This window comes from Kitasatospora terrestris (genome assembly GCF_039542905.1).
Lineage (GTDB): Bacteria > Actinomycetota > Actinomycetes > Streptomycetales > Streptomycetaceae > Kitasatospora > Kitasatospora terrestris.
Genome location: NZ_BAABIS010000001.1, coordinates 1,389,960 through 1,416,028 on the forward strand (window position 1 = coordinate 1,389,960; position 26,069 = coordinate 1,416,028).

At 73.9% G+C, this 26,069-nt stretch carries 12 protein-coding genes; 10 read left to right on the forward strand and 2 right to left on the reverse strand.

Translation table 11 applies throughout. From position 1 onward, the window contains the following. The first annotated feature begins 1 nt into the window (after position 1). The 4 genes from ABEB06_RS06555 to ABEB06_RS06570 all read left to right on the forward strand — a co-directional run bounded on the left by ABEB06_RS06555 (position 2) and on the right by ABEB06_RS06570 (position 14,431). Complete coding sequence (locus tag ABEB06_RS06555; RefSeq protein ID WP_345695836.1) at positions 2 to 10,009, forward strand: non-ribosomal peptide synthetase/type I polyketide synthase; 10,008 nt, start codon at positions 2 to 4, stop codon at positions 10,007 to 10,009. A 76-nt stretch (positions 10,010 to 10,085) separates the two neighbouring features. After that, positions 10,086 to 11,534, forward strand: a complete 1,449-nt coding sequence (locus ABEB06_RS06560) for an MFS transporter (RefSeq protein WP_345695837.1) — start codon at positions 10,086 to 10,088, stop codon at positions 11,532 to 11,534. A 90-nt stretch (positions 11,535 to 11,624) separates the two neighbouring features. Further along, positions 11,625 to 12,404 carry a class I SAM-dependent methyltransferase gene (locus tag ABEB06_RS06565; RefSeq protein WP_345695838.1) on the forward strand — a complete coding sequence of 260 codons (780 nt, stop codon included), beginning with the start codon at positions 11,625 to 11,627 and terminating at the stop codon, positions 12,402 to 12,404. Positions 12,405 to 12,577: 173 nt separating this feature from the next. Then, positions 12,578 to 14,431, forward strand: a complete 1,854-nt coding sequence (locus ABEB06_RS06570; protein ID WP_345695839.1) for an IPT/TIG domain-containing protein — start codon at positions 12,578 to 12,580, stop codon at positions 14,429 to 14,431. A gap of 46 nt (positions 14,432 to 14,477) precedes the next feature. Here ABEB06_RS06570 and ABEB06_RS06575 read toward each other — a convergent pair whose 3' ends face one another. Beyond that, a complete protein-coding gene (locus ABEB06_RS06575) occupies positions 14,478 to 15,896 on the reverse strand; it encodes a NarK family nitrate/nitrite MFS transporter (protein ID WP_345695840.1) in 1,419 nt (472 codons plus the stop codon). A 136-nt stretch (positions 15,897 to 16,032) separates the two neighbouring features. Here ABEB06_RS06575 and ABEB06_RS06580 point away from each other — a divergent pair, with 136 nt between their 5' ends. The 4 genes from ABEB06_RS06580 (at position 16,033) to ABEB06_RS06595 (ending at position 21,340) form a co-directional block, all read left to right on the forward strand. Further along, positions 16,033 to 17,334, forward strand: coding sequence for a serine hydrolase domain-containing protein (locus tag ABEB06_RS06580; protein ID WP_345695841.1), 1,302 nt, complete (start codon positions 16,033 to 16,035; stop codon positions 17,332 to 17,334). A gap of 277 nt (positions 17,335 to 17,611) precedes the next feature. Then, positions 17,612 to 19,186 (forward strand): carbohydrate-binding protein, encoded by a 1,575-nt coding sequence (locus ABEB06_RS06585; RefSeq protein WP_345695842.1) that lies wholly within the window; start codon positions 17,612 to 17,614, stop codon positions 19,184 to 19,186. A gap of 226 nt (positions 19,187 to 19,412) precedes the next feature. Beyond that, positions 19,413 to 20,102: a two-component system response regulator CseB gene (cseB, locus tag ABEB06_RS06590; RefSeq protein ID WP_345695843.1), complete on the forward strand. Its 690-nt coding sequence runs from the start codon at positions 19,413 to 19,415 to the stop codon at positions 20,100 to 20,102. A gap of 5 nt (positions 20,103 to 20,107) precedes the next feature. Further along, on the forward strand, positions 20,108 to 21,340 hold the full coding sequence (locus ABEB06_RS06595; protein ID WP_345695844.1) for a sensor histidine kinase: 1,233 nt from the start codon (positions 20,108 to 20,110) through the stop codon (positions 21,338 to 21,340). A 32-nt stretch (positions 21,341 to 21,372) separates the two neighbouring features. On the opposite strand, the gene ABEB06_RS06600 is transcribed toward ABEB06_RS06595, so the two are convergent. Beyond that, complete coding sequence (locus tag ABEB06_RS06600) at positions 21,373 to 22,350, reverse strand: WGR domain-containing protein (protein ID WP_345695845.1); 978 nt, start codon at positions 22,348 to 22,350, stop codon at positions 21,373 to 21,375. Positions 22,351 to 22,631: 281 nt separating this feature from the next. Here ABEB06_RS06600 and ABEB06_RS06605 point away from each other — a divergent pair, with 281 nt between their 5' ends. After that, a complete protein-coding gene (locus tag ABEB06_RS06605) occupies positions 22,632 to 23,366 on the forward strand; it encodes an ABC transporter ATP-binding protein (RefSeq protein ID WP_345701755.1) in 735 nt (244 codons plus the stop codon). A 173-nt stretch (positions 23,367 to 23,539) separates the two neighbouring features. Further along, on the forward strand, positions 23,540 to 26,041 hold the full coding sequence (locus tag ABEB06_RS06610; protein WP_345695846.1) for an ABC transporter permease: 2,502 nt from the start codon (positions 23,540 to 23,542) through the stop codon (positions 26,039 to 26,041). The last annotated feature ends 28 nt before the right edge of the window (positions 26,042 to 26,069 follow it).

Genomic DNA, 26,069 nt, shown 5'->3' on the forward strand with positions numbered 1-26,069 from the left:
GATGAGCGAGCGAACGGACGAGCGCGGGCAGGCGATCTGCCACGGTCCGGCGTTGCGGCGGGAGCAGGACGAACCGCCCACGCTGGCAGCGGTGTTGACGCGGGCCGCCGAGCGGCACCCGGACCGGGGCACGGTGGTGGTCGGCGCCGACGGCACGGCCACCACGCTGGCGTACCCCGACCTGCTGGCCCGGGCCCGAGCGGTGCTCGGCGCACTGCGGAGCGAGGGCTGCCGGCCCGGTGACACACTCGTCCTGTACGGGCTCGAACTCGCCGACTACTTCCCGGCGTTCTGGGCGTGCGTGCTCGGCGGGATCGTGCCGCTGCCGGTGGACGTGCGGCGCGAGGCCGAGGCCCGGGTGCGCTCGGTGGAGCGGGTCGCCGGTGCCTGCCGCCTGCTGGAGGACCCCCGGGTGCTCACCGACGCCGCCGGGGCCGCCGACCTGGCCGGGCACCCGGACACCGCCGGGCTGCGGACCCTGGACGCCACCGCTCTGCGGGAGTCGGACGTTTCCGACTCGGCCGACGCACCCGCTTTGGCCGGGAGCGAGCCGGCCCTGCTGATGCTCTCCTCCGGCAGCACCGGCACCCCCAAGATCATCCCGCTGACCCACGAGGCGCTGCTCGACTTCCTGCCCGGCAGCCGGCAGGCGCTGGGCTGGGGCGCGGAGGACTCGACGCTCAGCTGGCTGCCGGTGGACGCCAGCGCGGCCCTGCTGCTGTACCACGTCCTGCCGGTGTACCTGGGCAGCGAGAACGTCCAGGTGCCGACCGAGCTGGTGCTGGCCGACCCGGTGCGCTGGTTCGACCTGGTCACCGAGCACCGCTCGCGCCACACCTGGGCACCCGCCTTCGGCTTCCGGCTGATCCGCTCGGTGCTGGCCGAGGGCGCCACCCCCGCCTGGGACCTCTCCCACGTCCGCACCCTGGTCAGCGGCGGCGAACAGATCCCCGACCGGGTGGTGGACGGCTTCCTGGCAGCCACCGCGCCGTACGGCGTCGACCCGGACTGCTTCGTCCCGTGCTGGGGCATGACCGAGACCACCACCGCGATCAGCTGGAGCCGCTACCGCGCCCCCGGCAGCCTGCACCGGCTGCGCACCGACAGCCTCGGCGGCGCGACCGTCGCCGCGGGCGAGGACGTCCCGGACGACCTGTGCACCACCTTCGTCGCCGTCGGCGCGCCCGCCCCGGGCGCCAGCCTGCGCGTGGTCGACGCGGACGGCCGGATCGTCGACGAGGGGACGGTCGGCCTGCTCCAGGTCCGGTCGATCCGCAACACCCCCGGCTACCTCGCCAACCCCGAGGCCAACGCCCGGACCTTCGTCGCCGCCGAGGACGGCGGCCTACCCTGGCTGGACACCGGCGACCTGGCGTTCATCCGCGACGGCCAGGCGGTGATGATCGGCCGGCAGAAGGACATCGTCATCATCAACGGCGAGAACCACCCGTGCCACGCCATCGAGGCCGTGGTCGAGGCGGTGCCCGGCGTCGCCGCCGGTGGCGCGGCCGCGTGCGGCGTACCCGACGAGGAGCTCGGGACGGAGGCGCTCGCCCTGTTCTTCGCGCCGACCGGTGACCGCCCGGTCGAGGAGACCCGCGCGGAGATCGGCCGCGAGGTATTGCGCCGTCTCGGCCTCTTCCCGCGCCACATCGTCCCGCTGGCGGCGGCGGAGTTCCCGCGTACCTCCAGCGGCAAGGTCCAGCGGCGCGAGCTCGCCGCCCGGCTCACCGCGCCGTCGTCGACTGCCACCCCCGCCCCGGCCCCCACCGCGGCTTCGACCCCGCCTACCGCCTCTGCTCCGGCCCCGGCTCCCCTCTCGACCCCACCCCTGGATCCCGCCCCGGCTTCAGCCCCAGCTGCGGCTTCGGCTTCGCCGGAAGCACGGACGGTGGACCCCGCAGCTCTGCGGGCCCTGCTGCGCGTCGAAGTGGGCGCGCTCGCCCCCGTAACCCTGGACCCGGCGGGCGGCGACGACCGCCGCCCGTTCTACGAACTCGGCCTGGGCTCGGTCTCGGTGGTGCGGCTGCGGCGCCTGCTCGGCGAGCGGCTCGGCATCGACCTGCCCCTCGCCACCTTCTTCGAGCACCCCACCGTCGCCGGTCTCGCCGACCACCTCGCCGACCTCGGTATCGAGGCCGCGCCCGCGGCCCGCGGGGACTCCCCGGGGGAGCCGGTACCCGCCGGTGCGCCGATCGCGGTGATCGGCATGGGGCTGCGCCTCCCCGGCGCCGCCACCCCGGAGGAGTACTGGGCGAACCTGCGGGCCGGCACGGGCCATCTCACCGCGTTCACCCCCGAGCAGTTGCGCGCGGCCGGGCTCTCGGAAGCGGAGATCTCCTCTCCCGACCGGGTGCCGGTCGGCGGATTCCTGGCCGGGGCCGACGAGTTCGACCCCGAGTTCTTCGGCATGAGCCCACGCGAAGCCGAACTCACCCACCCCGCCCACCGCCTGTTCCTGGAGTGCAGCTACCACGCCCTGGAGAGCGCGGGCTACGCGGACGCCCCGGCCGGGACGCGGATCGGCGTCTACGCGGGCGAAGGGGCGAATCTGACGGGCTACCAGTCCGACACCGCCGCGCCCGACCCCGAACTCGCCGACGGCATGCAGGCCGCACTCGGCAGCCTGCCGGACTACCTGGCCTCCCGGGTATCGTACCGGCTCGGCCTCTCCGGCCCCGCGATCGGCGTGCGCACCGCGTGCTCCACCTCGCTGGTCGCCGTGCACCTCGCCGTCCAGGCCCTGCGCGAGGGCGACGCCGACCTCGTCCTGGCCGGAGCGGCCTCGCTCCAGCTCCCGCAGGGCGCTGGCTACCGGTACCACCCAGAGTCGGTCCTCTCCCCCACCGGGGCCTGTCGGCCGTTCGACGCGGACGCTGACGGGACCGTCGGGGGCAACGGCGTCGCCGTCGTCCTGCTCAAGCCGCTCGCCGCAGCCCTCGCCGACGGCGACCCGGTGCTCGCCGTGATCACCGGCACCGCCGTGAACAACGACGGCGCCCGGAAGATCGGCTTCACCGCACCCAGTGTGCAGGGCCAGGTCGAGGTGGTCCGAACGGCGCTGCAGCGGGCCGGAGTTCGCGGCAGCGACCTCAGCTACGTCGAGGCCCACGGCACCGGCACCCCGGTCGGCGACCCGGTCGAGTTCGCCGCACTCGCCAAGGCACTCGCCACCGACGCCCCGGACGGGCCCGTCGGGTTCTGCGCCGTCGGGTCGGTGAAGGCCTCCATCGGCCACCTGGACAGCTGCGCGGGCATGGCCGCGCTGATCAAGGTGATCCTGATGCTGCGCCACCGCGAGCTGGTCCCCACCCGTGCGCTCGACCGGCCCAACCCCGAACTCGCCCTCGAAGGAAGCCCGTTGTACCTCGCCACCGAGGCGGGACCGCTACCGTCCGCACCCGGCGGCTCGACCGTCCTGCGGGCCGGGGTCAACGCGCTGGGCGTCGGCGGCACCAACGCCTTCGCGGTGCTGGAGGAGGCGCCGGTCCGCACCCGGGACCGTGCCCCGGCGCCCGGTGCGCGCGTGGTGCCGCTCTCCGGCCGCGACGAGGACGCCGTCCGGCGGTCCGCCGCCGAGCTCTCCGCCCACCTGCGCGGCACTCCCGACACCGCCGCTGCGGACGTCGCGGCCACCCACGCGGGCCGGCCCCGCCTCGCCGTCCGGGCGGCGGTCGCCGGTGCCTCCGCCGCCGAACTCGCTCTCGCCCTGGACGGCTTGGCCAATGGCGCGAGCACGGGACCAGGACGACTCTTCCGGCTGGGCACCCCGGGGGCGGCCACGCCCGGTCCGATCGCCTTCGCGTTCAGCGGCCAGGGTTCCGCCCGCCGCGGCATGGCCCGCGAGCTGTACGCGGTCCTGCCCGTCGTCCGCGAGACGCTGGACCGCTGCGAGGACGCCCACCGCGACGCCACCGGTGAACCGGGCCTGCTGGCCGCACTGCTGGACGCCGACGGAATCGCGGACGAGGCGCTGCCGACCTCGCTCGGCCAGCCCGCCCTGGTCGCGCTCCAAATCGCGCTGACCGAGCAGTGGCGGGCCTGGGGCGTCCAGCCGGCGCTCGTCGTCGGGCACAGCCTCGGCGAGATCTCCGCCCTGTACGCCGCCGGAGCGCTGTCGCTCGCTGACACCGTCCGGCTGGCCGCCCGGCGCGGGCAGCTGATGCAGACCGCGGTGCCGGAGGGCGGCATGCTCGCCTTCCGCGCCGACACGGCCGTCGCCGAACGCGTGGCCCGCGAGAGCGGGGCGGAGCTCGCCGCCCGCAACGGCGGCGGGACGTTCGTCGTCTCGGGTACGCCGCTCGCGCTGCGCACCGCCGAGGACGTCCTCGACCGGCTGGGCGTGGAGGCACGCCGACTGCCGGTCGACCGGGCCTTCCACAGCGGCATGCTGGACGTGGTCCTGCAGCCACTCGCCGAGGCGGTCGCCGCCTGCACACTCGCCCCGCTGGCCGTACCGATGATCACCGCAGCGGACGGCCTGCGGCTGGAGGCCGGCGCCGTCCCGCCCGCCGAGTACCTGGTCCGGCAGGCGCGGGTGCCGGTCCGCTTCGACCTGGCACTGGCCGGGCTGCACGCGAGCGGCTGCGCGACGGTCCTCGAACTCGGCCCGCAGGACGACCTCACCCGCCTCGGCCGACGCGCACTGCCGGAACTCACCTGGGCCTCGTCCCAGCTGCGCGACGAGCAGCAGGACACGGCGCTGATGCTGGCCGCCGGTGAACTCCACTGCGCGGGCCACCCGCTCGACTGGGCGCGGCTCACGGACGGCGGGCACAACGTCGCGCTGCCGGGGTACCCCTTCCGGCGGACCAGGTTCACCCGGCGGGTGCCGTCCGGGTCCACCGTCACCGTCCCGGCGCCGCGCCCGGAGGCCGTCCTGCCCGTGCACGCGCCAGTGCCTGCCACGGGCGCCGCACCCGCGCCTGCAACCGCGCCCGCTACGGACGCGCTGCTCGACCAGGTGAACCGGCTGACGGCCGAGCGCTTCGGTCTCGACCCGGCCGCCCTGGACGCCGACCGGACGTTCGTCGCCCTCGGCGGCGACTCGCTCTCGCTCGTGGGCCTCGCCCGCCGGGTGGAGAAGGAGTGGGGAGTGCGCGTTCCGATGCGGTCCTTCTTCGACGAGACGGACACCCCGCGCCGCCTGGCCGAGGCCCTCGCCACTCGCGGCGCCCAGCCTCCCGCCCCGCCGACGCCGACGCCCACGCGCACAGCCGCACCCGCACCCGCACCCGCACCCGCACCCGCACCCGCACCCGCACCCGCGAGCGTTCCGACCCGCCCGGCCGCCTCCGCCCACCCGGCCGCACCGACCGGCCTGCCGGAGCCCGCCGCCCCCGTCCGTACCTCGGGAGTCGAACCAGCCGTGCCCACCTCCTCCTCCCCCACCGCACAGCCCGTCGGCGGTGAGCTCGCCCAGCTGTGCGAGACCCAGCTGCGCGTCGCTCAGGACATGTTCTCCCAGGTAACCGGCCTGATGGACCGGCAGCTCTCGCTCTGGGCGACCGCCGCGCCCGTCACACCGTCCACCACCGCATCTGCCGAAACGCCCACCGCCGCGTCCGCCCCGGCCGCGCAACCTGTCGCGCAACCCGTCGCGCCGAGCGCCGCCGTTCCCGCCGCCTGTCCGCCAACCGGTCCGTCCGCCTGCGACTACAGCCTGTACTTCTTCGGCGACTACCCGGACCAGCAGGCCGTCGGCAAGTACGAACACGTCCTCGCCGCCGCCGAGTTCGCGGACTTCAGCGGTTTCCACGCACTGTGGCTGCCGGAGCGGCACTTCGACTCCTTCGGCGGGATCTTCCCCAACCCGTCCGTCCTCGCGGCGGCGGTCGCCACCCGTACCTCCCGGATCCGGCTGAACGCCGGTTCGGTGGTCCTGCCGCTGCACGACCCGATCCGGGTCGCGGAGGAGTGGTCGGTGGTGGACAACCTCTCGCACGGCCGGGCCGGCATCGGCGTCGCGTCGGGCTGGCACGCGGACGACTTCGTACTCGCGCCCCAGAACTACGGCCGTCACCGGGAGTTGATGTACGAGGGGATCGACACGGTTCGCAGGCTCTGGGCCGGCGAGCAGGTGAAGGCCGTCTCGGGCACCGGCGCGACGATCGAGGTGGGGCTGTTCCCCCGTCCGGTGCAGGCGCAGCCGCCGATGTTCGTCGCGGTGGTGGGCAACCCGGACAGCTACCGCCGGGCCGCCGCCGGCGGGCTGGGGATCGTCACCAACCTGATGACCCAGAGCGTGGCCGACCTGACCGCCAACATCGCGCTCTACCGCCGCACCCGCGCCGAGCACGGGCTCGACCCGGCGGGCGGCCGGGTGGTCGTCCTGATGCACAGCTACCTCGCCGCGGACGCACTGCAGGCCCGCCGGGAGGCGGCCGCGCCGTTCCGCTCGTACCTGCGCTCCTCGCTGTCCCTGCTCGGCGGCTTCGCCCAGAGCCTCGGACTCGGCGCGGAGCTGGACCAGGCCGACCCCGAGGACGTCGATTTCCTGCTGGACCGCGCGTTCGACCGCTACTGCGAGGACCGGGCGCTGATCGGCAGCCCGGAGAGCTGCCTGCCGATCGCCGAGGCGGTGGTCGCGGCGGGCGCGGACGAGATCGCCTGCTTCGTCGACTTCGGCGTGCCGACCGACCGTCTGCTGACGGCCCTCCCCCTGCTGGCCCGGCTGCGCGACCTCCACCGGCCCGCGCCGGACCGGGTCGGTACCGTCCCCGCCCACGCCGCCGCTCCCGCGCCCGCATCCGCGAAGCCCCTGACGCCCGCCTCCGCGACGCCCTCGTACCCGCCCGCGTCGGCCGCCCCGACCTTCGTCCCCTCGCGGGTCACCAGTAGCCGGGAACTCCCGGGGCCGCGCACCGCCGCGCCCCTGCCCGTCCCGGTGGCCGCGGCCCCGGCCCCGACGGAGTCGGGCGCGGACGCGGGAGCACCAGCCACGCCCGCCCAGCGCAGACTGTGGCTGGTCGACCGCATGTACCCGGGCCGCACCGACTACCACGAGCCCAAGGCGCTCGTCCTGACCGGCCCGCTCGACATCGAGGCGCTGCGCGGCGCGCTCGACCGGGTGGCGGCCCGCCACCCGCAGCTGCGCACCGTGTTCCGCGAGATCGGCGGCGAGCTCCACCAACTGGAACTCCCGCCCGCGCCGCTGCCGTGCCCGCTGGTCGACCTGAGCGGCCTGCCGGACGAGGAGGCGTTCGCCCGGCTGCTGGCCGACGAACGGGAGACCGTCCTGGACCTGGCGACCGGGCCGCTGGTCCGGCTCAGGCTGGCCCGGCTGGCGCCGGAGCGGCACGTGCTGTTCCTGCTGGCCCACCACATCGTCTTCGACTCGGCGTCCACCGAGGTGTTCTGCCGCGATCTGGCCGCGCATTACCGCTCATGGCCCCAGCCGCCGACGGGTCTCGCTCCGCTCACCGCGGAGCTGCCCGCCGAGCCGGCGTCGGCCGCCCGCAGCCTGGAGTTCTGGCTGAAGGAGCTGTCGGGGGCGCCGGTCCTGGCACTGCCCACCGACCGCCCGACCGCGGCAAGCGTGTCCGGCGCCCGCGGCGGCAGCCTGCTGCACGAGTTCGGACCGGAACTCGCCGACAGCGTCTCGGCGTTCGCCCGCTCGGTCGGCGCAACGCCGTTCATGGTGCTGCTCGCCGGGCTCGGCACGGTGCTGGGACGGCTCGCCGGGCAGGACGACTTCATGCTCGGCACCGCCGTGGCCAACCGGCCCGAAGGCACCGAGGACCGGATCGGCATGTTCATCGAGACGGTCGTCCTGCGGATGGACCTCGCCGGCGACCCGGGCTTCGACGAGCTGGTCCGGCGGGTGCGCGAGCGGTCCCTGCACGCGTACGAGCACCAGGACGTGCCGTTCGACGAGCTGGTGGCGGCGCTCAACCCGGAGCGGGTCGCGGGCGCCAACCCGCTGTTCGGGGTGATGGTGGAGTACGAGAACCACACCCCGCTGGAGTTCGCCCCGCCCGCGCTGGCCGTCGAGTCCGTCGATCTGCCGAGTGACCGCGCCCCGTTCGAGCTCACCTTCTACCTGACCCGCCACCAGCAGGGCCTGCGCTGCGCGGTGGAGTACGACGCCGCGAAGTTCGAGGAGTCGACGGTCCGTCGGATCCTCGGCTACCTGGAGCAGGTGCTGCGCCAGGCCGGACCGGCTCCGCTGTCGGCGCTCACCGCGCCGACCGCCGCCGACCGGGCGGCACTCGCGGCCCTCCAGGGCGCGGACACCGGCGCGTCCACCGAGCTGCTGCACCAGCTGGTGGAGCGCAGCGTCGACACCGACCCGCAGGCACCCGCCCTGATCGGCGACGGATTCACCGTCACCTACGGGGAGTTGGAGGAATCCGCCAATCGGCTCGCGCACGCGCTCACCGATCACGGAGCCGGTCCCGGCACGCTGGTCGGTGTCAGCCTGCCGGCCGGTCCCGAGCTGGTCGTCGCGCTGCTGGCCGTCCTCAAGTCCGGTGCCGCGTACCTGCCGTTGGACCGCTCGCTGCCCGCCGAACGGCTCGCCCACTGCCTGTCCGCCTCCGACGCCGCCCTGCTCCTGACGGACAGCGCCGACTCGACCGCCCACGCACTGCCCACCGTCCTGGTGGACGAGGACCGCTCCTCGCAGCCCGTGACCCGGCCGCAGAGCGCCCTCGACCCGGAGTCCCCGGCGTACTGCATCTTCACCTCCGGCTCGACCGGTCGACCCAAGGGCGTGCTGGTGCCGCACCGGGGCCCGGTCAACCTGGTGCGCTGGCAACTGCGCAGCGGGCCCGCACTGCGCACCCTGCAGTGGACCTCGACCGGCTTCGACGTGAGCGTCCAGGAGATCTTCGGGACGCTCGCATCCGGCGCCGCCCTCGTCCTCGTCCCCGAGGAGCTGCGCGGCGACCCCGCGGAGCTGTCCGCCGCGATGCGCCGCCACGGCGTGGAGCGGCTGCACATGGCGGGCACCCCGTTCCGCTACCTGGTCGAGCACGGTCTGGACGTCCCATCGCTGCGCGAAGTCCGGCTGGCAGGGGAGCAGTTGGTCGCCACCCCGGCGCTGCGACGCTTCCTGGACGGGCACCCCTCGGTCGCGCTGTTCAACGAGTACGGCCCCACCGAGGCCTCGGTCATCGCCCTCTCGCACCGCGTCACCGACCTGGACGAGGCGCGCATCCCGATCGGCCGGCCGGTCGACAACGCGGCCGTGCACATCGTGGACGCCGCCGGACGGCCCGTGCCGGTCGGCGCGGTCGGCGAACTCGCCCTCGGCGGACCGGGACTGGCCCTCGGCTACCTCGGCGACGACTCCCTCACCGCACGACGCTTCGCCGACGACGCGGACACCGGGCGGCGCTACCTCACCGGCGACCTGGTCCGGCTGCGCGCCGACGGCACGGTGGAGTTCCTCGGCCGCACCGACGAACAGGTGAAGATCCGCGGCCACCGGGTCGAGCCCGGCGAGGTGCAGTGGGCACTCGCCCAGCTGCCGGGCGTCCAGGACGCGGCCGTCCTCGCCCGCCGGGACGGCGACGGCGACGGCGAGGCCCACTTGGTGGCGTACGTGGTCGCCCCGGCCCTCGACACCGACCCGGGCCCCGACACCGACCGCGACCGCGATCGCCGGTGGAGCGCGCCGCTGCGCACTGCACTCGCCGCCGCCCTGCCGCCCTACCTCGTCCCCGACCACTGGGTGCGGCTGGACCGGCTGCCGGTGAACGCCAGCGGCAAGCTGCGTGCGGACGCCCTGCCGGACCCGGTCGCGGCACAGCCTGGACCGGCGGCCGTCGACGCCCCCGCCGACCCGACCGAGCAGGCCCTGCACCTGATGTGGTGCACCGAGCTGCGGCTGGAGTCGGTCCCGCTCGACCGGTCCTTCTTCGAGCTCGGCGGCAACTCGCTGAAGGCCGTGCGGATCCTCAGCCGGATCCGCGACCGGTTCGGGTACCAGCACCCGCTCGGCGACTTCATGCGCGAACCGACCGTCCGCGCCGTCGCCCGCGCCGTCGCCCAACGGACCGCCTGAACCCCCGGAGCATCCGCCCGCCCGCCTTCCGAGGCGGGCGGGCACCTCCCCCACCACCTTGGAGGTCGTCGTCCCCATGGCACCCACCGCAGGAGCACCGGCCGGCACCGGGACACCACCCGCCCCAACGGCCGGGGCCGCGACCGGAAGCGGCATCGCCGTCCCCGTCCTGGCGCTGGGCGGCTTCACCGCCGCACTCGTCAACACCGTGCCCATCCCGCTGCTGCCCTCCCTCCCCAGGCTGCTCGACACCTCGGCGGCCAACGCCTCCTGGACGGTCACCGCCACCCTCCTGGTCGCGGCCGTGTGCACCCCGGTCAGCGGACGCCTCGGCGACATGCGCGGCAAGCGCCAGGTGCTGCTGTGGTGCCTGGCGCTGATGGTGGCCGGTTCGGTGCTCTGCGCGCTGGCCGGCTCGGCGGAGGTGCTGATCGCCGGGCGGGCGCTGCAGGGGTGCGGGGCGGGCGCGCTGCCGCTGGGCCTGAGCATCATGCGCGAGCAGGTGCCGCGCGAGCGGCTCGGCCGGGCGCTGGCGGTGATGAGTGCCACGGTCGGTGTCGGCTCCACCGTCGGCTTCCCGTTCTCGGCGTTCCTCTCCCAGCACGCCGACTGGCACGTGCTGTTCTGGGCGGTGGCCGGCCTCGGCCTGGCCAACCTGCTGCTGGCGGCCCGGTACGTGCCGGGCGGCCCCCGGTACGGCGGCCGGTTCGACCGGGCGGGGGCGCTGGGGCTCACGGTCGCGCTGGTCTGCCTGCTGCTCGCCCTCTCCAAGGGCCGCGGCTGGGGCTGGACCAGCGCCCCGACCCTGACCGCCGCCCTGCTCGGCGCCGCCACGGCCGCCTGGTGGGTGCGGTACGAGCTGCGCACCGCCCAGCCGCTGGTGGACCTGCGCACCTCGGCGAGCCGACCGGTGCTGGCCACCAACGCGGCGACCCTGCTGGTCGGTTTCGCGATGTTCGTGATCTCGCTGGTGCTGCCGCACATCCTCCAGGCACCGCCCGCCACCGGGTACGGGGCGGGCTTCTCGATGGTGCAGACCGGACTGCTGCAGTCCGTAGCCGGTGTCGTCATGATGGCCGTCGCGCTGATGTCGCCCGCGGTGTCGACGCGTTGGGGCGCCCGGGCGACGCTGGTGATCGGCGCGCTGGTGATCGCCGCCGGGTACGCGACGGGGATCCCGCTGCTGGGTGGCGGCTGGTGGCTGACCGTCCTCGCGGTGATCGTCGGGGCGGGCCTGGCGCTGGCGTTCGCCGCGATGCCGGCGCTGATCGTCGCCGCCACCCCCGAGTCCCAGACGGCTGCCGCCAACGGTCTGAACACGCTGGTCCGTTCGATCGGCGCCTCGGTGGCCAGCGCGGTGGTCAGCGCGGTCCTGGCGGCCATGACCACCACGACCGCGGACGGCACCGCGCACCCGTCCGCCGCCGGACTGCGGATCGCCCTGCTGGCCGCCGTCCTGGCCGGACTCGGCGCGGCGGCCGCCGCCCTGTTCGTCCCCCGCCCGGACCGGCCCGCCAAGCCGTAGACCGCCCCACCCACATCGGTCCCACCCGTCCACCGGCCCGGCCCCGCGGCCGGCTTCCCGCCTCCCGCCTCCCGCCCGAAGGAACGCCCAGTGAACGCACCCGAGATGTGGGCCCGGCGGGCCCGCAGCTACGGCCCGGCCGCGCCGCTGTACGACCTCGCCCGCCCGACCTACCCGGCGCCGGCCATCGAGGAGATCGTCGACCGGCTGCCCGGGACGACCGTGGTCGAGCCCGGCGCGGGCACCGGCAAGGCGACCCGCCTGCTGGCGGCCCGCGGAGTGCAGGTCACCGCCGTGGAGCCGGACCTCGGCATGGCGACGGTGATGCTGCGGGCCCACGCGGAGGCCGGGCTCCGCGGACTGGGCGTCCACGTCGAGCCGTTCGAGGAGTGGCGGCCACCGTTCCGCGGTTCGGGGCTGGTCTGCGCGCAGGCGTGGCACTGGTTCGACCAGGACCGGTGCTGGCGCAAGGCCGCGGAGGCGCTCGCGCCCAACGGACTGCTGGCCCTGCTGTGGAACGTCGAGCAGTGGGAGGCGATGCCCGGACACGAGGCCGTGGAGGCGGCGTTCGCCCGGCACGGCCAGGAGGCCCGGGACGACGGCGGGCTCGGCCCCGAGGTCTGGCCGACCGCCCGAACCGCCGCGCACTACGGCTTCCACGGCCTGGAACTGCTCACCTACGACTGGCACCAGGAGTGGGAGGCGGCCGAGTTCGCGTCCTACCGCGCGACCACCTCCCAGCTCCTGGTCCTGCCCGACGGCGTCCGCGACGACCTGGTGAAGGACCTGGAGGAGACCGTCACCACCGAGCTCGGCGGCCGGCTCACCCTCCCCTGGCGGACCTACCTCTTCCTCGCCCGCCGCAGCTGAGCCGAGCGGTGATCCACAGGCTCGGGCCGGTCCGGATCGGTCACCATGTGACCCCCGAAGAGCCACCTCCAATCAGATCCGATCATCTGACGAATCATCAAACAAGCCTTTCCTAGGATGAATTGAAACCGGATCGACGACATCCGGTCAGTTCCCTCCGAAAGGTGGAACCCATGCCACTGGCCCTCGACAACCCACCCGCACCCGGCGGGCGGCTGCGCCGCCTTCGGCGAGGTGTGGCGGGCGCGCTGGCGAGCGCGCTCCTGGGTGCGGCCGCCGCAGGGCTTCCGGCTGTGCCCGCGCACGCGGCCGGCCCGGGACAGCTGCTCTACGTCGCCAACCAGGCCGGCGCCTCCGTCTCCGCCGTGGACTCGGCGACCGGGGCGACCGTCGCGACCATCGCGGTCGGCTCCTCGCCGATGGGCGTGGCGCTCACCCCCGACGGCTCGCAGGCCTGGGTCGTCAACAACGGCAGCGACTCCGTGTCGGTGATCGACACCGCCACCAACTCGGTCGCGGCCACCGTCCCCGTGGGCGATGCGCCCTCGCCGGTGATCATCTCTCCGGACGGCGCTCGCGTCTACGTGGCCCACACCGGCGGTTCCGGCGGCGTGGAAGTGATCGACACCTCCTCCCTTGCGGTCACCGCCACCGTCCCGGTCGGCGGCTACCCGACCGCGCTCGGGGTGTCCCCGGACGGCGGGCTGCTCTACGTCGGCAGCTTCACCGCCCGCAGGGTGTCGCTGGTCGACACCGCCACCCTCGCCGTGGTCGCGACCGTCCCGCTCAACGACCCGTCAGGCCTCGCCGTCAGCCCGGACGGCGGCCACGTGTACGTCTCGAACTACAACAACAACACCCTCACGGTGATCGACACCGCCACCAACACGGTCACGGCCACCGTCCCGGTCGGCCAACAGCCGCAGGGCATCGCCGTCACCCCGGACGGCGCGTCCGTCTACGTCGGCAACCGGCTGGGCAACTCCGTCTCGGTCCTGAGCACCGCGACCAACACCGTGACGGCCACCGTCGCGGTCGGCGCCGGCACCAGCGGCGTCCTCGCGGACCCGGACGGCACCCGGGTGTACGCCGCCAACTCCTTCTCCGACACCATGTCGGTGATCGACACCGCGACGCACACCGTCACCACCACCGTCCCCACCGGCTCCCGCCCGTACGGCCTCGCGATCGGCAGGCCCGCCCTGCCCGCCGTCACCGGCCTGGCTCCCGACCACGGCCCGACCACGGGCGGCACCACCGTCACCCTCACCGGCACCAACCTCACCGGCACCACCGCCGTCACCTTCGACGGCACCCCCGCCAGTGGCGTCACCGTCGTCGACGGCACCACCGTCACCGCCGTCGCCCCGCCGCACGCCGCCGGAACCGCTGGGGTCTCCCTGACCGCCAAGGGCCGCAGTGTCCCGGCCGGCACCTTCACGTACCAGGTCCCGGCCCCCTCGGTCACCGGGGTGGCCCCGGACCGCGGCCCCGTCGCCGGCGGCACCGCCGTCACGGTGACCGGCACCCACCTCTCCGGCGCCACCGCGGTGGCTTTCGGCACCGTGCCCGCCACCGCGTTCTCCGTCGTCAACGACACCACCATCACCGCCACCGCCCCGTCCGCACCCTCCGCGGGGCCGGTCGACATCACGGTCACCACGGTTGGCGGCACCAGCACCACGGTGACCGCCGACCGGTACGCCTACGCCAAGGACACCAGCAAGCTGACGGCAGACCCGCTGCTGCTGTCCATCGCCCCCGGCCAGCTGAGCGTCAACCTCAACCTGTCGGCCACGCTCACCGACACCACCACCGGGCGGCCCGTCCCCGGTGCCACGATCTCCTTCGCCGTCGGCACCACCACGGTGTGCACCGCCGTCACCAACGCGGCCGGCACCGCCACCTGCACCGGCCCCTGCCCCGTCGTCGCCGTCCTGCTCAACCTCGGCTACACCGCCACGTGGAGCGGCAGCCCCACCCTCGAACCCGCCACCGCCAAGGCGGCGCTGATCCGCGTCGGCTGACCTCCGGCGGCCGCCACCGGTCTCCGGCGGCGGCCGCCCGGTCCGCTCAGCTCGGGTACGCGGCGCCCTTCCGGGCGTAGTACCACCAGGTCACCACCAGACAGCTCGCGTAGAACACCACGAAGCCCCACATGGCGCTGGTGACCGCGAAGTTGGCGAACATCGCGGGGATGAAGAAGAACCCGTAGGCCGCGACCCCCGCCGTGAACCCGGTGACCGCGCCGGACTCCGTCTCGGCCTGCTTCAGCGCCTGGTCGTGCGCCGCCGTCCCCTCCGCCAGGCCCCGCAGGTGGCGGCTGCGGAAGATCACCGGGATCTGCCGGAAGGTGGAGCCGTTGCCGATGCCGGAGAAGAAGAACGCGGCGAGGAAGCAGGCGAAGAAACCGTAGAAGGACCCGCCGTCGCCGCCGGACGGCAGGAAGGCGATCACCCCGACGATCGACAGCGCCATGCCCGCGAAGGAGATCAGGGTGACCCTCGCACCGCCGAGCCGGTCGGCGATCCAGCCGCCGCCCCAGCGGGCGAGCGCGCCGAGCGCGGGGCCCATCCAGGCATAGGCGGCCACCGAGTACGCGGGGAAGGCGGTCTTGATCAGCAGCGGCAGTGCGGCGGCGAAGCCGATGAACGAGCCGAAGGTGCCGACGTACAGCCAGGTCATCACCCAGGTCTGCTTGCGCTTGAAGATCACCTTCTGGCGGTGGAACGGCGTGGAGGCGACCTTGAGGTCGTTCTGCCCGAACCAGCTGACCGCGGCCAGCAGCACCAGCACCGGGATCCACACGAACGCCGCGTTCTGCAGGTACACCGGCGTTCCGTCGGCCTTGTGCTGGGCCGAGCCGATCGCCAGCACGGACGAGGTGATCAGCACCGGCGTGAGCAGCTGCACCACCGAGACGCCGAGGTTGCCCAGGCCGCCGTTGATGCCGGTGGCGCTGCCCTTCTCCCGCTTGGGGAAGAAGAAGCCGATGTTGGCCAGTGAGGACGAGAAGTTGGCGCCGCCGAAGCCGCACAGCGCGGCGATGACCGCGAGCACGGCGTACGGGGTCGAGGTGTCCTGGATCGCGATGCCGAGCCACAGCAGCGGAGCGACCAGCACGAGGGTGGAGAGCGCGGTGAACCGGCGCTGGCCGATCCGCGGGCCCAGGAAGGTGTAGAGGATCCGGGCGGTGCCGCCGGTCAGGCCGGGGATGGCGGTCAGCCAGAACAGCTGCGAGGTGGTCAGGCCGAACCCGACGTCCGTCAGACTCGTCGCGGTGACCGACCAGACCTGCCAGACCACGAAGGCCACCAGCAGCGCGGGCACCGCGATCCACAGGTTCCTGGTCGCCACCCGGCGGCCGACCGACCGCCAGAAGACCGGGTCCTCCGGGTCCCAGTCGGTGACGGTCCGGCCGGGCCGGTACTGAGCCGGATCGGGGCCGCCGTCGGCGGGGCGGCGTGCTGCGCGGTCGAGCGTGGAACTCATGGTGCGTCCCTGGAGTCGAGTGGTCCAGACCTCTCCACCCTGCTCCTCGATCTGCGGCCCACCGAGAGTCCTGCGTCGCCAATGCACCGGCCCAAAGTCCCGACACCCACGCCCCTCGCCGACCGGGGGACGCAGGGTGGGGCTGCGGGCGTGGCGGCAGATCGGCATCCGCACCGGGTTGTATAAGAAAACGGTGAAAAATCATATTCGCCGAGTAATTGCGCAAGCCGCCGCGACATTCGCGTGCGCGTGTCTGGCCATTGCCGTGGCGGTAACGCCGGCCGGAGCATCGGCCGTTTCGCAGAACGCCCGGTCGGCGCGTCCCTCCTCGGAGGCAAATCCGGCACCGGAAGCGGTGTCGGGGTCGCCGGTCGTGGTCGAGGAGCTCGACCGCGCCATTCAGGCGACCCTGCAGAGCGCAGGGGCCCCCGGCGTGATCGCGGGCGTGTGGATCCCCGGGCAGCTCAGCTACGTACGCGCGTTCGGCGTCGCGGACAAGAGCGACTGCGACCCGATGCGCTCCGACCTGAACATGCGCATCGGCAGCGAGACCAAGACCTTCACCGTCACGGCGCTGCTGCAGCTGGTGGACCGCGGCGAGGTCGGCCTGGACGATCCGATCTCCCGCTACATCCCCGGGGTTCCGGACGGCGACCACATCACGCTGCGCCAGCTCGCCAACATGCGCAGCGGCCTGTTCTCCTACACGCAGGACCCGGAGTGGCAGAAGCAGGCCTTCCTGGACGATCCGTACCGGCAGTGGAAGCCCGAAGAACTCCTTCAGGTCGCATTCTCGCACGAGAACAAATTCGCGCCGGGAACGCAGTTCGACTACTCCAACACCAATACGGTCCTGCTCGGCCTGGTGGTCGAGAAGCTCACCCACCACTCCCTGCAGCGCGCGTTCAAGGAGATGATCACCAAGCCGAGCCACCTGCCCCACACCTTCCTCCCGAAGGCCGCGGAGCTCCCCCGGCCGTACGCCCACGGGTACACCGACCTGACGGCGACCGGCGCCGAGACGGACGCGACGCACTGGAACCCGAGCTGGGGCTGGGCGGCGGGCGCCATGATCTCGAACCTCGACGACATGCACGCATGGGCCGAGAACGTGGCGACGGGCAGGCTCCTCAAGCCGGAGACCCAGGCGGAGCGCCTCGACGCCCTCCCCACCGGTGCCCCCGGCGACTTCTACGGCCTGGGCATCGACATCAACCACGGCTGGATCGGGCACGCGGGGTCCCTGCCGGGCTACCAGAGCCTGACCATCTACCTGCCGAGCCTGAAGGCAAGCGTGGTCATCCTGACCAACACCGACATCCAGTCGGGCGGAGAGAATCCCAGCACCCTGTTCGGCCGCGCGATCACCCAGCTGATCAGCCCGGACAACGTGTACGGCGCGGCATCCGACCAGGACGACGTCGAACCGGCCGCATGAGTCCGCAGTCACGGCGCCCCGGACCCCCGCGTCCGGGGCGCCGTCGCATTCTCGGCCGCTCCACCCTCTCTCGGTTCACATATGCGAACAGCAATCACATGACAGTCTATTGACGCACCCGAAAACGCCCCCTACTGTCCTTGAGCGCGCAACCTTTCGGCCCGTCAGAAGCCCACCCTCAGGCGGAGTTCACATCCATGAATCATGGATCCCGCCAGCCTCTGCCGGGCAGTTGCTCCTCCCGCTCGTTTCACCCCCACCCCACCTGGAGACGAACGTGCACCTGAGGTCCGTCATAGCATCCGCCGCCCTGCTGGCCGGCACCGTGACCGTGCTGTCGACCGGCCCGGCCCAGGCCGCGACCACGCGCTACGAGGCCGAGGCCTCCCCCGCCGTCTGCACCGGCACCGTCGACTCCGACTGGACAGGCTTCTCCGGCGCCGGCTTCTGCAACGGCACCAACGCCACCGGCGCCCACGCCCAGTTCACCGTCACCGCGGCCGCCGCCGGCACCGCGACCCTGCAGGTCCGGTTCGCCAACGGCACCACCACCGCCCGTCCCGCCGACCTGGTCGTCAACGGCACCACCACCGCCACGGTGAGCTTCGAGAGCACCGGCAGCTGGACCGGCTGGACCACCAAGACCCTGACCGTGCCGGTCCGTTCGGGCAGCAACACGATCCGGTTCACCCCCACCACCGCGGCCGGCCTGCCCAACCTCGACTACCTCGACGTCGAGACGTCCACCACCACCCCGCCCACCGCGAACGCCCTCTACGTCGCGCCGGGCGGCACCGACGGCGCCGCCGGCACCCAGTCCGCCCCCACCACGCTCACCTCGGCGATCGCCCGCATCACCCCCGGCGGCACCATCTACCTGCGCGGCGGCACCTACGCCTACACCCAGGGCATCACCATCCCGGCCGGCAACAACGGCACCGCCTCCGCCCGCACCACGCTCTCCGCCTACCCCGGCGAGACCCCGGTGCTCAACTTCTCCGCCATGACCGAGGACCCGGCCAACCGCGGCCTCACCGTCAACGGCAACTACTGGCACGTGTACGGCATCACCGTCGAACGCGCCGGCGACAACGGCATCTACGTCGGCGGCAGCAACAACGTCATCGAACGGACCGTCACCCGCTACAACCGCGACTCCGGCCTGCAGCTCGGCCGGATCTCCTCCACCACCCCCACCGCCCAGTGGCCGTCCAACAACCTCGTCCTCAGCGCCGAGTCCCACGACAACGCCGACTCCGACGGCGAGGACGCGGACGGCTTCGCCGCCAAGCTCACCGTCGGCCCCGGCAACGTCTTCCGCTACGCCGTCTCCCACAACAACATCGACGACGGCTGGGACCTCTACACCAAGACCGACACCGGCCCGATCGGCCCCGTCACCATCGAGGACTCCCTCTCCTACAACAACGGCACCCTCTCCAACGGCACCGTCAACGCCAACGGCGACCGCAACGGCTACAAGCTCGGCGGCGACGACATCGCCGTCAACCACACCGTCCGCCGCAGCATCGCGTTCCACAACGGCAAGCACGGCTTCACCTGGAACAGCAACCCCGGCACGATGGCGGTCTCCAACAACCTCAGCATCGACAACGCCCAGCGCAACTACTCGTGGGACGCGGGCACCTCGGTGTTCCGCTCCAACACCTCCTGCCGCTTCACCGTCAGCGGCTCCAACGACAAGACCATCGGCGACGCCGACTCCACCAACCAGTTCTGGGCCGGCTCCAACGGCTCCCGCTGCGCCCCCTACACGGGCGCCCTCGCCTGGTCCTTCGCCTCCGACGGCCACCTCGCCGTCACCATCGGCGGCAAGGCCGTCACCCTCTAGCCCGTCGCCCGGCGCCCGGCCCGCCCACGGGGGCGGGCCGGGCCTGTATCGGTCACGTATCCGCGGACGCTCCATCGGACGTCGAACCACCGCCGGACCGGCGCGACACGGCCGCTCAGGCGGACCCCTGCCGTATGGTTCACAGCAGGTCACCGGCCCTCCGGCGGTGCCCGAGCCGTCCCGAATCCGCCCGTGCCCGCCCGCCCGCCGCCAGGAGTTGCCGCCCGTGTCCTCGCCTCACCCCGTCCGCGTGCTGCTGGTGGAGGACGACGAACTGATGCGCCACTCCTTCGCCGTCGCGCTGGAGCGGTACGGCTACCGGGTGACGGCCGCCGCCGACGGGCTGACCGGTCTCGAACGCTTCCGCGACGGCACGTACGACCTGCTCGTCCTCGACGTGATGCTGCCCGGCCTGGACGGCATCGGCCTGTGCCGCCGGGTACGGGAGACCAGCCTGGTGCCCGTCCTGATGATGTCGGCGCGCGGCGACGGGCTGGACGTCGTCGCGGGACTCGAAGCCGGTGCGGACGACTACGTCGTCAAGCCCGTCGACACCTACGTCCTGGTCGCCCGGATCCGTTCCCTGCTGCGCCGGGCCACCTGGTCGCCCGCGCCCGAACCCGCTGCCGACGAGGGCCTCGCCTTCGGCGACCTGCGCATCGACCCGGTCGGCCTGGAGGTCACGCTCGCCGGAGCCCCGGTCGCCCTGACCCCGACCGAGCTGAAGCTGCTGCTGGAGTTCACCACCCACCCGGGCGTGGTCCTGGAGCGGCACACCCTGCTGCGCAACGTGTGGGAGTACGGGTGGGACGGCGACAGCCGGGTGGTCGACCTGTGCGTCCAGCGCCTGCGCCGCAAGATCGGCCGCGACCGGATCGAGACGGTCCGCGGCTTCGGCTACAAGTTCCGGCGCTGAGCCGCATGCGCCGCCCCGCCCGTGCCTCGCTCCGCTGGAAGATCGCCGCCCTGGCCGCCGCCACCGCCTGCCTGGTCGCGGCGGCGGTCGGCGTGCTCGTCCACCTGTGGACCGCGCACGACATCCGCAGCCGCGCCGAAGCGCGCGCCTTCAACACCGTCTACTCCGCCATGGACGTCTACCGCCGCACCGGCACCCTCGCCGACGGCGCCGAACTCGACCCGCCCGACCTGCCCGCCGCGCTCCGCGACCCCGCCGACGGCAACCGGCACACCGCGTACGACAGTCGGGTGGAGGGCAACGCCGGCCCCACCGTCTGGGCCGCCCAGCGCACCGGCGGACCGGGCAGCCCCGTCCTCGCCGTCCAGGTCAACCTCGGCCCGGAACTCTCCGACCTGCCCCGCCTCGACCTCGCCATGGCGGTGGCCTCCCTGCTCGCGCTCGCCGTTGCCGTCCCGCTCGCCGCGTACGGCGCCGGACTCCTCGCCCGCCGCCTGCGGCACGTCTCGGAGACCGCCCTCCTCATCTCGGCCGGCGACCTCGACGCCCGCACCGGCCAGGTCGGCGGCCGCGACGAGGTCACCGACATCGCCGCCACCGTCGACAAGATGGCCGACAGCCTCTCCCACCGCCTGCGCACCGAACGCCGGTTCACCGCCGACGTGGCCCACGAACTGCGCACCCCCGTCGGCGGCCTGCTCGTCGCCGCCGACCTGCTGCCACCCGGCGAGACCGAGGACCTGCTGCGCGCCCGCGTCCGCGACCTGCGCGCCCTGGTCGAGGACCTGCTGGAGATCTCCCGCCTCGACGCCGGCTCCGAGCAGCCGGTCCGCGCCCGCGTACCGCTCGGCGCCGTCGTCGCCGAGGCGCTCGCCCGCACCGGCCTGGACACCGAACTCGACACCGCCGCGACCTCCGACACCGTGGAGACCGACCCGCGCCGACTCGAACGGATCGTCACCAACCTCGTCCTCAACGCCCACCGGCACGGCGCCGCGCCCGTCCGCGTCACCGTCACGGACCGCACCGTCGAGGTCCGCGACCACGGCCCCGGTTTCCCCGCCGACCTGCTGCGCGACGGCCCGCGCCGCTTCCACACCGGCACCCCCGCCCGCGGCACCGGCCACGGCCTCGGCCTCACCATCGCCCTCGCCCAGGCCGACCTCCTCGGCGCCGACCTCCGCCTCACCAACGCCCCGACCGGCGGCGCCCTCGCCACCCTCCACCTCCCCGAATAGCCTCGCCACCGTCGTGCAGGTGGACGCGACCACTACCGCGGCATCGCCCAGCCGGTCAGGAGGGACATCACCTCGGCGAACGGCGGGGCGGCGCCGGGGGTGAAGCGCATGATCTCGCCTCGGAAGGACCTCGTCTCCAGCCAGCTCTGCGGTGACGCCTGCGACAGCGCGTCGATGAGCCGCTCGAGGTCGACCGGGCCGAACACCTTGAACGTCGGTGTCCGCCGGTAGAACGACGGCTGGACGTCGAAGCGGAGGTCCACCACGGGGTGCGGCTCGCGAGCCCAGTCGCTGTAGGGCAGCGCACCGTGCCCGTGGATGCGGGCGTCGACCAGCACCTCCCGGTCCTGGTCCCCGATCTCGCAGTCGAAGATCGGAAAGGCCGTCGCCACCCGGGCAGCCACCGCCGGGTAGGCCGCGTAGGCCCGCCCCAGCGCCGGCGAGCAGAACAGCGCATGGCCGAACGGCCCGACCGGGTCGGGGAGGCGCACCTTGTGGTGGGAACTGCCGTCGAAGGCCAGGTCACGCCGGGAGTCCAGGAATGCGAGGAAGGGAACCACCGTCTCGGCCCGGTGGGTGCTCGCTCGCACGGCGAAGCGGACCGCGCTGCGCCCGTTCTCCCGCAGCAGGCAGTACTCGTGGAAGCCCAGCGGGTGGTCGGGCGCATGCGTACGGCGGTAGACCTGCTCGAAGCCGTCGACCGGCAGGTACTCGGGAGCGGGCGCGTGGGGGCCGGCAGCCCTGGTGAGGACATCCAGGACCGGCGTGTCGGCATCGGCCTCCGCCGGGTCGCGAGGAGGGGCGACTTCGAGGAAGCCCTTGCGGAGACGTTCGTCGATCTTGCGGGCTGCGTGCCGCCGCGCCTGCTCCTCGTCGTCGAGGATCGACGTGCTCCCCTTGACCGGTCTCCGGTCGGATCCCCACCGGAGGAAGCAGCGGATCCCCTCCTGACGGATCTCCCAGTATTCGAGCGCAGCCTCGTGCCGCTCGAACCGGCGCCATCCGATCATCGGGTCTCCCGTACGACCTGGCAGCCCGTTCGCCCGGACCGCCTCCGGCGCGACCCTACCGCGCGGTCCCGGCAGGCTCCGCCGGTCCACCGGTCCGGCCCGAACGGCTGCCCGGACGGTTGTCCCACCGGGTGCGGGACGGCCGCCGCGCGACTGATGTGCGGCTGAGCCCCGGCCGATACACAGCGGCGCGGGGTTCCGATACACGCCCCCGACACCCTTCGAGTGGTATCCGCACCTGTCGAAGAGGAGTCTCCGTGACCACCGCCGTCCCCCTCCCGCTGCCCGCCGCCTCGCCCTTCGCGGTCACCGTCACCGACCTGACCAAGGTCCACGGCAGCGGCGACGCCCAGGTGACCGCTCTCGACCGGGTGAGTGTCGGGTTCCGGGAGGGCGAGTTCACCGCGATCATGGGCCCGTCGGGGTGCGGGAAGTCCACGCTGCTGCACTGCGCCGCCGGGCTGGACACGCCGTCCTCCGGGTCGGTCCGGATCGGCACCACCGAACTCGGCTCGCTGTCCGACCGCCGGCTCACCCGGCTGCGCCGCGAACGGATCGGCTTCGTCTTCCAGGCGTTCAACCTCCTCCCGACGCTCAGCGCGCTGGAGAACATCACGCTTCCGCTGTCCCTGGCCGGCCGCCGTCCGGATCCGCAGTGGCTGGAGCGGGTGGTGGCCGTCGTCGGGCTCGGCGATCGCCTCGGCCACCGGCCGGCGCAGCTGTCCGGCGGCCAGCAGCAGCGCGTCGCGGTGGCCCGGGCGCTGGTTTCGCAGCCCGCGGTGGTCTTCGCCGACGAGCCGACCGGCAATCTCGACTCGCGCTCGGGCGCCGAGGTCCTCGGCTTCCTCCGGGGCTCGGTCCGCGAGTTGGGCCGCACGGTGGTGATGGTGACCCACGACCCGATCGCCGCCGGCTACGCGGATCGCGTGGTGCTGCTCTCCGACGGCCGCGTCGTCGACGAGCTCGCCGCTCCCACCCCGGACCGGGTACTGGACGCGATGCGCACCATCGGCTGACGTCCCGTCCGACCCGGCCCTTCACGACCGGCTCACTCCCCGTTCGCCACCCACCGCCTACGGCCGGTTCACGCCGACTGCCCACCCGACGGTCCCACGGCGCACGCGTCCGGCAACGCCGTCTGCCTGCGTCACCCGCCCGCGCGACCGCCCTCACCTCCCGAAAGCCGCCCATGCTCCGCACTGTCGCCCTGCGCAACGTCCTCGCTCACAGGTCCCGTCTGCTGATGACCGTCCTCGCCGTCTGCCTGGGCGTCGCGTTCGTCTCCGGCACGCTGGTGTTCGCCGAGTCCGCTGCCGCCGCCCACCGCGCCGCCGCCACCCGGGACTTCGCCGGCATCGCGGTCACTGTCAACGCGACCGGCCCGGACAGCGTCCTCGACGACGCGCTCGCGCACCGCCTCGCGACCGTCCCGGGTGTCGCCTCCGTCCGCCCCGCCGTCGACGGCACCGCCGTCCTCGCCAAGGCCGACGGCTCACCGCTCCGCGTCCGTGCCGGCGCGAACCTCGCCGCCGCCTACCCGCCCGACGCCGGACGCCCCGCCGAGGGCCGTGCCCCCGCCGGCGCCGACGAGATCGCCGTCGACCGGGGCACCGCCGACGCCGGCGGCTTCCGCCTCGGCGACACGGTCTCCCTCGCCACGGACGGCCCGGTCCTGCACAAGCACCTGGTCGGCATCGTCACCACCCGGGACAGCCGGGTCACCGCCGGCGGCACCCTCGTCCTGTTCGACCGGGCGACCGCCCAGCGGCTGTTCTCCGCGCCCGGCCGCTACACCTCGATCGACCTGTCGGCCACCCCCGGCACCTCCGAGACCGAACTCGCCCAGCGGATCGGCTCCCTCCTCCCGCCCGACCGCGCCGAGGTCACCACCGCCGCCGCCCGAGCCGCCCAGCAGGCGGTGTACGTCGACACCCTGACGCGCGGGTACCGGAAGATGCCGCTGGTGTTCGCCGGGGTCGCACTGTTCATCGGCTCGTTCCTGGTCGTCAACACCTTCAGCATGCTGGTCACCCGGCGCGCCCGGGAGACCGCCCTGCTCCGCGCGATCGGCGCGACCCGCGGCCAGGTGGTCCGCTCGGTCCTCGCCGAGGCATCGCTGACCGGGCTGCTCGCCTCGGCCGCCGGGTACCTGCTGGGTCTCGGCATCGCCGCCGTCCTGCCCGACCTGCTCGCCACCGGCGGCGCCCCGCTGCCGCACAGCCCGCTCGTCCTCGGACCGCGCCCGGTCGCGGCCGCCCTGGCCGTGGGTGTGGGCGTCACCGTCCTGGCCGCGTGGCTGCCCGCCCGCCGAGCCGCCCGCGTCGCACCGGTCGAGGCCCTGCGGACGGACCATCAGCCGCCCGCCACCGGCCACCGGCTGCGCGCCCTCGCGGGTGCCGTGCTGCTCGTCCTCTCCGCCTGCCTGCTCGTTCCGCTCGGCCACGCCGAGGACGCGTCCGAGGCGAACCTGCGCACCGCCCTGCTCGGCTGCGGGCTGCTCGTCACCGCGCTGATCGCCCTGGCTCCGCTGCTCGCCGTCCCGGTGATCCGCCTGATCGGACGGCTCACCGACCGCCTCGGCATCGCCGGTCGCCTCGCCGCGCAGAACGCGCTGCGCGACCCGCGGCGCACCGCCGCCACGGCCGCCACGTTGCTGATCAGCACGGCCCTGGTCAGCGGCCTCGCCGTCGTCGGCCACTCCACCGGCCGGGCCCTGGACCGGCAGGCCGCCGCGGGCCTCGGCGCGGACCACGTGGTCAGCACCGGCAGCCGCACCACCGGCATCGACTCCGACACCGTCCGCCGCGTCGCCGGCACCCCCGGCGTCCGGACGGCCGCCGCCGTCGCCGACTCCACCCTCGTCATCGGCGGCCACGTCCGCACCGTCTCCGGCGTCGAACCGAACGGCCTGTCGGACGTCATGACGCTCGATGTCACCAGCGGCTCCACCGCCGACCTCGGGCCGGGCCGGATCGCCGTCTCCACCACCGTCGCCCGGGAGAGCGGCCTCACCACCGGCAGCCGGGTCACCGCCGCCCTCGGGCAGAACCGGCAGCCCACCGCGTACACCGTCGTCGCCGTCTACCGGGACAACCCCACCGCCCAGGACGCCCTCGCCGCCCGCGCCGACGTCCAGCGCGACGCCTACCTGCCCGGCTCCGTCCAGCGGATCCTGCTCCGCACCGACGGCACCACCGACCGGCAGTTGCGCACCGCCGTCGGCGACAACCCGCTGCTGAAGGTCCAGGGCCGCGGCGAGCTGGTCCGCGAAGCGGCCGGCACCCTCGGCGACCTGCTCACCCTGATGTACGGGCTGCTCGTCCTCGGTGCGGTGATCTCCGCGCTCGGCCTCGCCAACACCCTCGCCGTCTCCGTCGCCGAACGCACCCGCGAGCTCGGCGTCCTGCGCGCCCTCGGCACGGACCGCGCCACCGTCCGCCGCACGGTACGTCTGGAGGCGGTCACCGTCGCCGTGTTCGGCACCCTGCTCGGCCTCGCCGCCGGGCTCGTCTCCGCCCGGTCGGTCGGCGCGCTCGCCAACGGCGCCGTCCCCGGCTACACCCTCGCCTTCCCCTGGGGCACCCTCCTGCTCGTCGCCCTCGCCGCCCCCGCGATCGGCGCCCTCGCCGCCACCCTCCCGGCCCACCGCGCCGCCACCCTCAGCCCCCTGGAGGCCACCACCGCTTCCTGATCCGCGGAACCCGTCCCACCCGGGGCCG

What these genes read in the sequence shown, in the direction of transcription:
- ABEB06_RS06555 (WP_345695836.1), top strand. Translation starts at nt 2, where the DNA reads ATGAGCGAGCGAACGGACGAGCGCGGGCAGGCGATCTGCCACGGTCCG.
- ABEB06_RS06560 (WP_345695837.1), top strand. Translation starts at nt 10,086, where the DNA reads ATGGCACCCACCGCAGGAGCACCGGCCGGCACCGGGACACCACCCGCC.
- ABEB06_RS06570 (WP_345695839.1), top strand. Translation starts at nt 12,578, where the DNA reads ATGCCACTGGCCCTCGACAACCCACCCGCACCCGGCGGGCGGCTGCGC.
- ABEB06_RS06575 (WP_345695840.1), bottom strand. Translation starts at nt 15,896, where the DNA reads ATGAGTTCCACGCTCGACCGCGCAGCACGCCGCCCCGCCGACGGCGGC.
- ABEB06_RS06595 (WP_345695844.1), top strand. Translation starts at nt 20,108, where the DNA reads ATGCGCCGCCCCGCCCGTGCCTCGCTCCGCTGGAAGATCGCCGCCCTG.
- ABEB06_RS06600 (WP_345695845.1), bottom strand. Translation starts at nt 22,350, where the DNA reads ATGATCGGATGGCGCCGGTTCGAGCGGCACGAGGCTGCGCTCGAATAC.
- ABEB06_RS06610 (WP_345695846.1), top strand. Translation starts at nt 23,540, where the DNA reads ATGCTCCGCACTGTCGCCCTGCGCAACGTCCTCGCTCACAGGTCCCGT.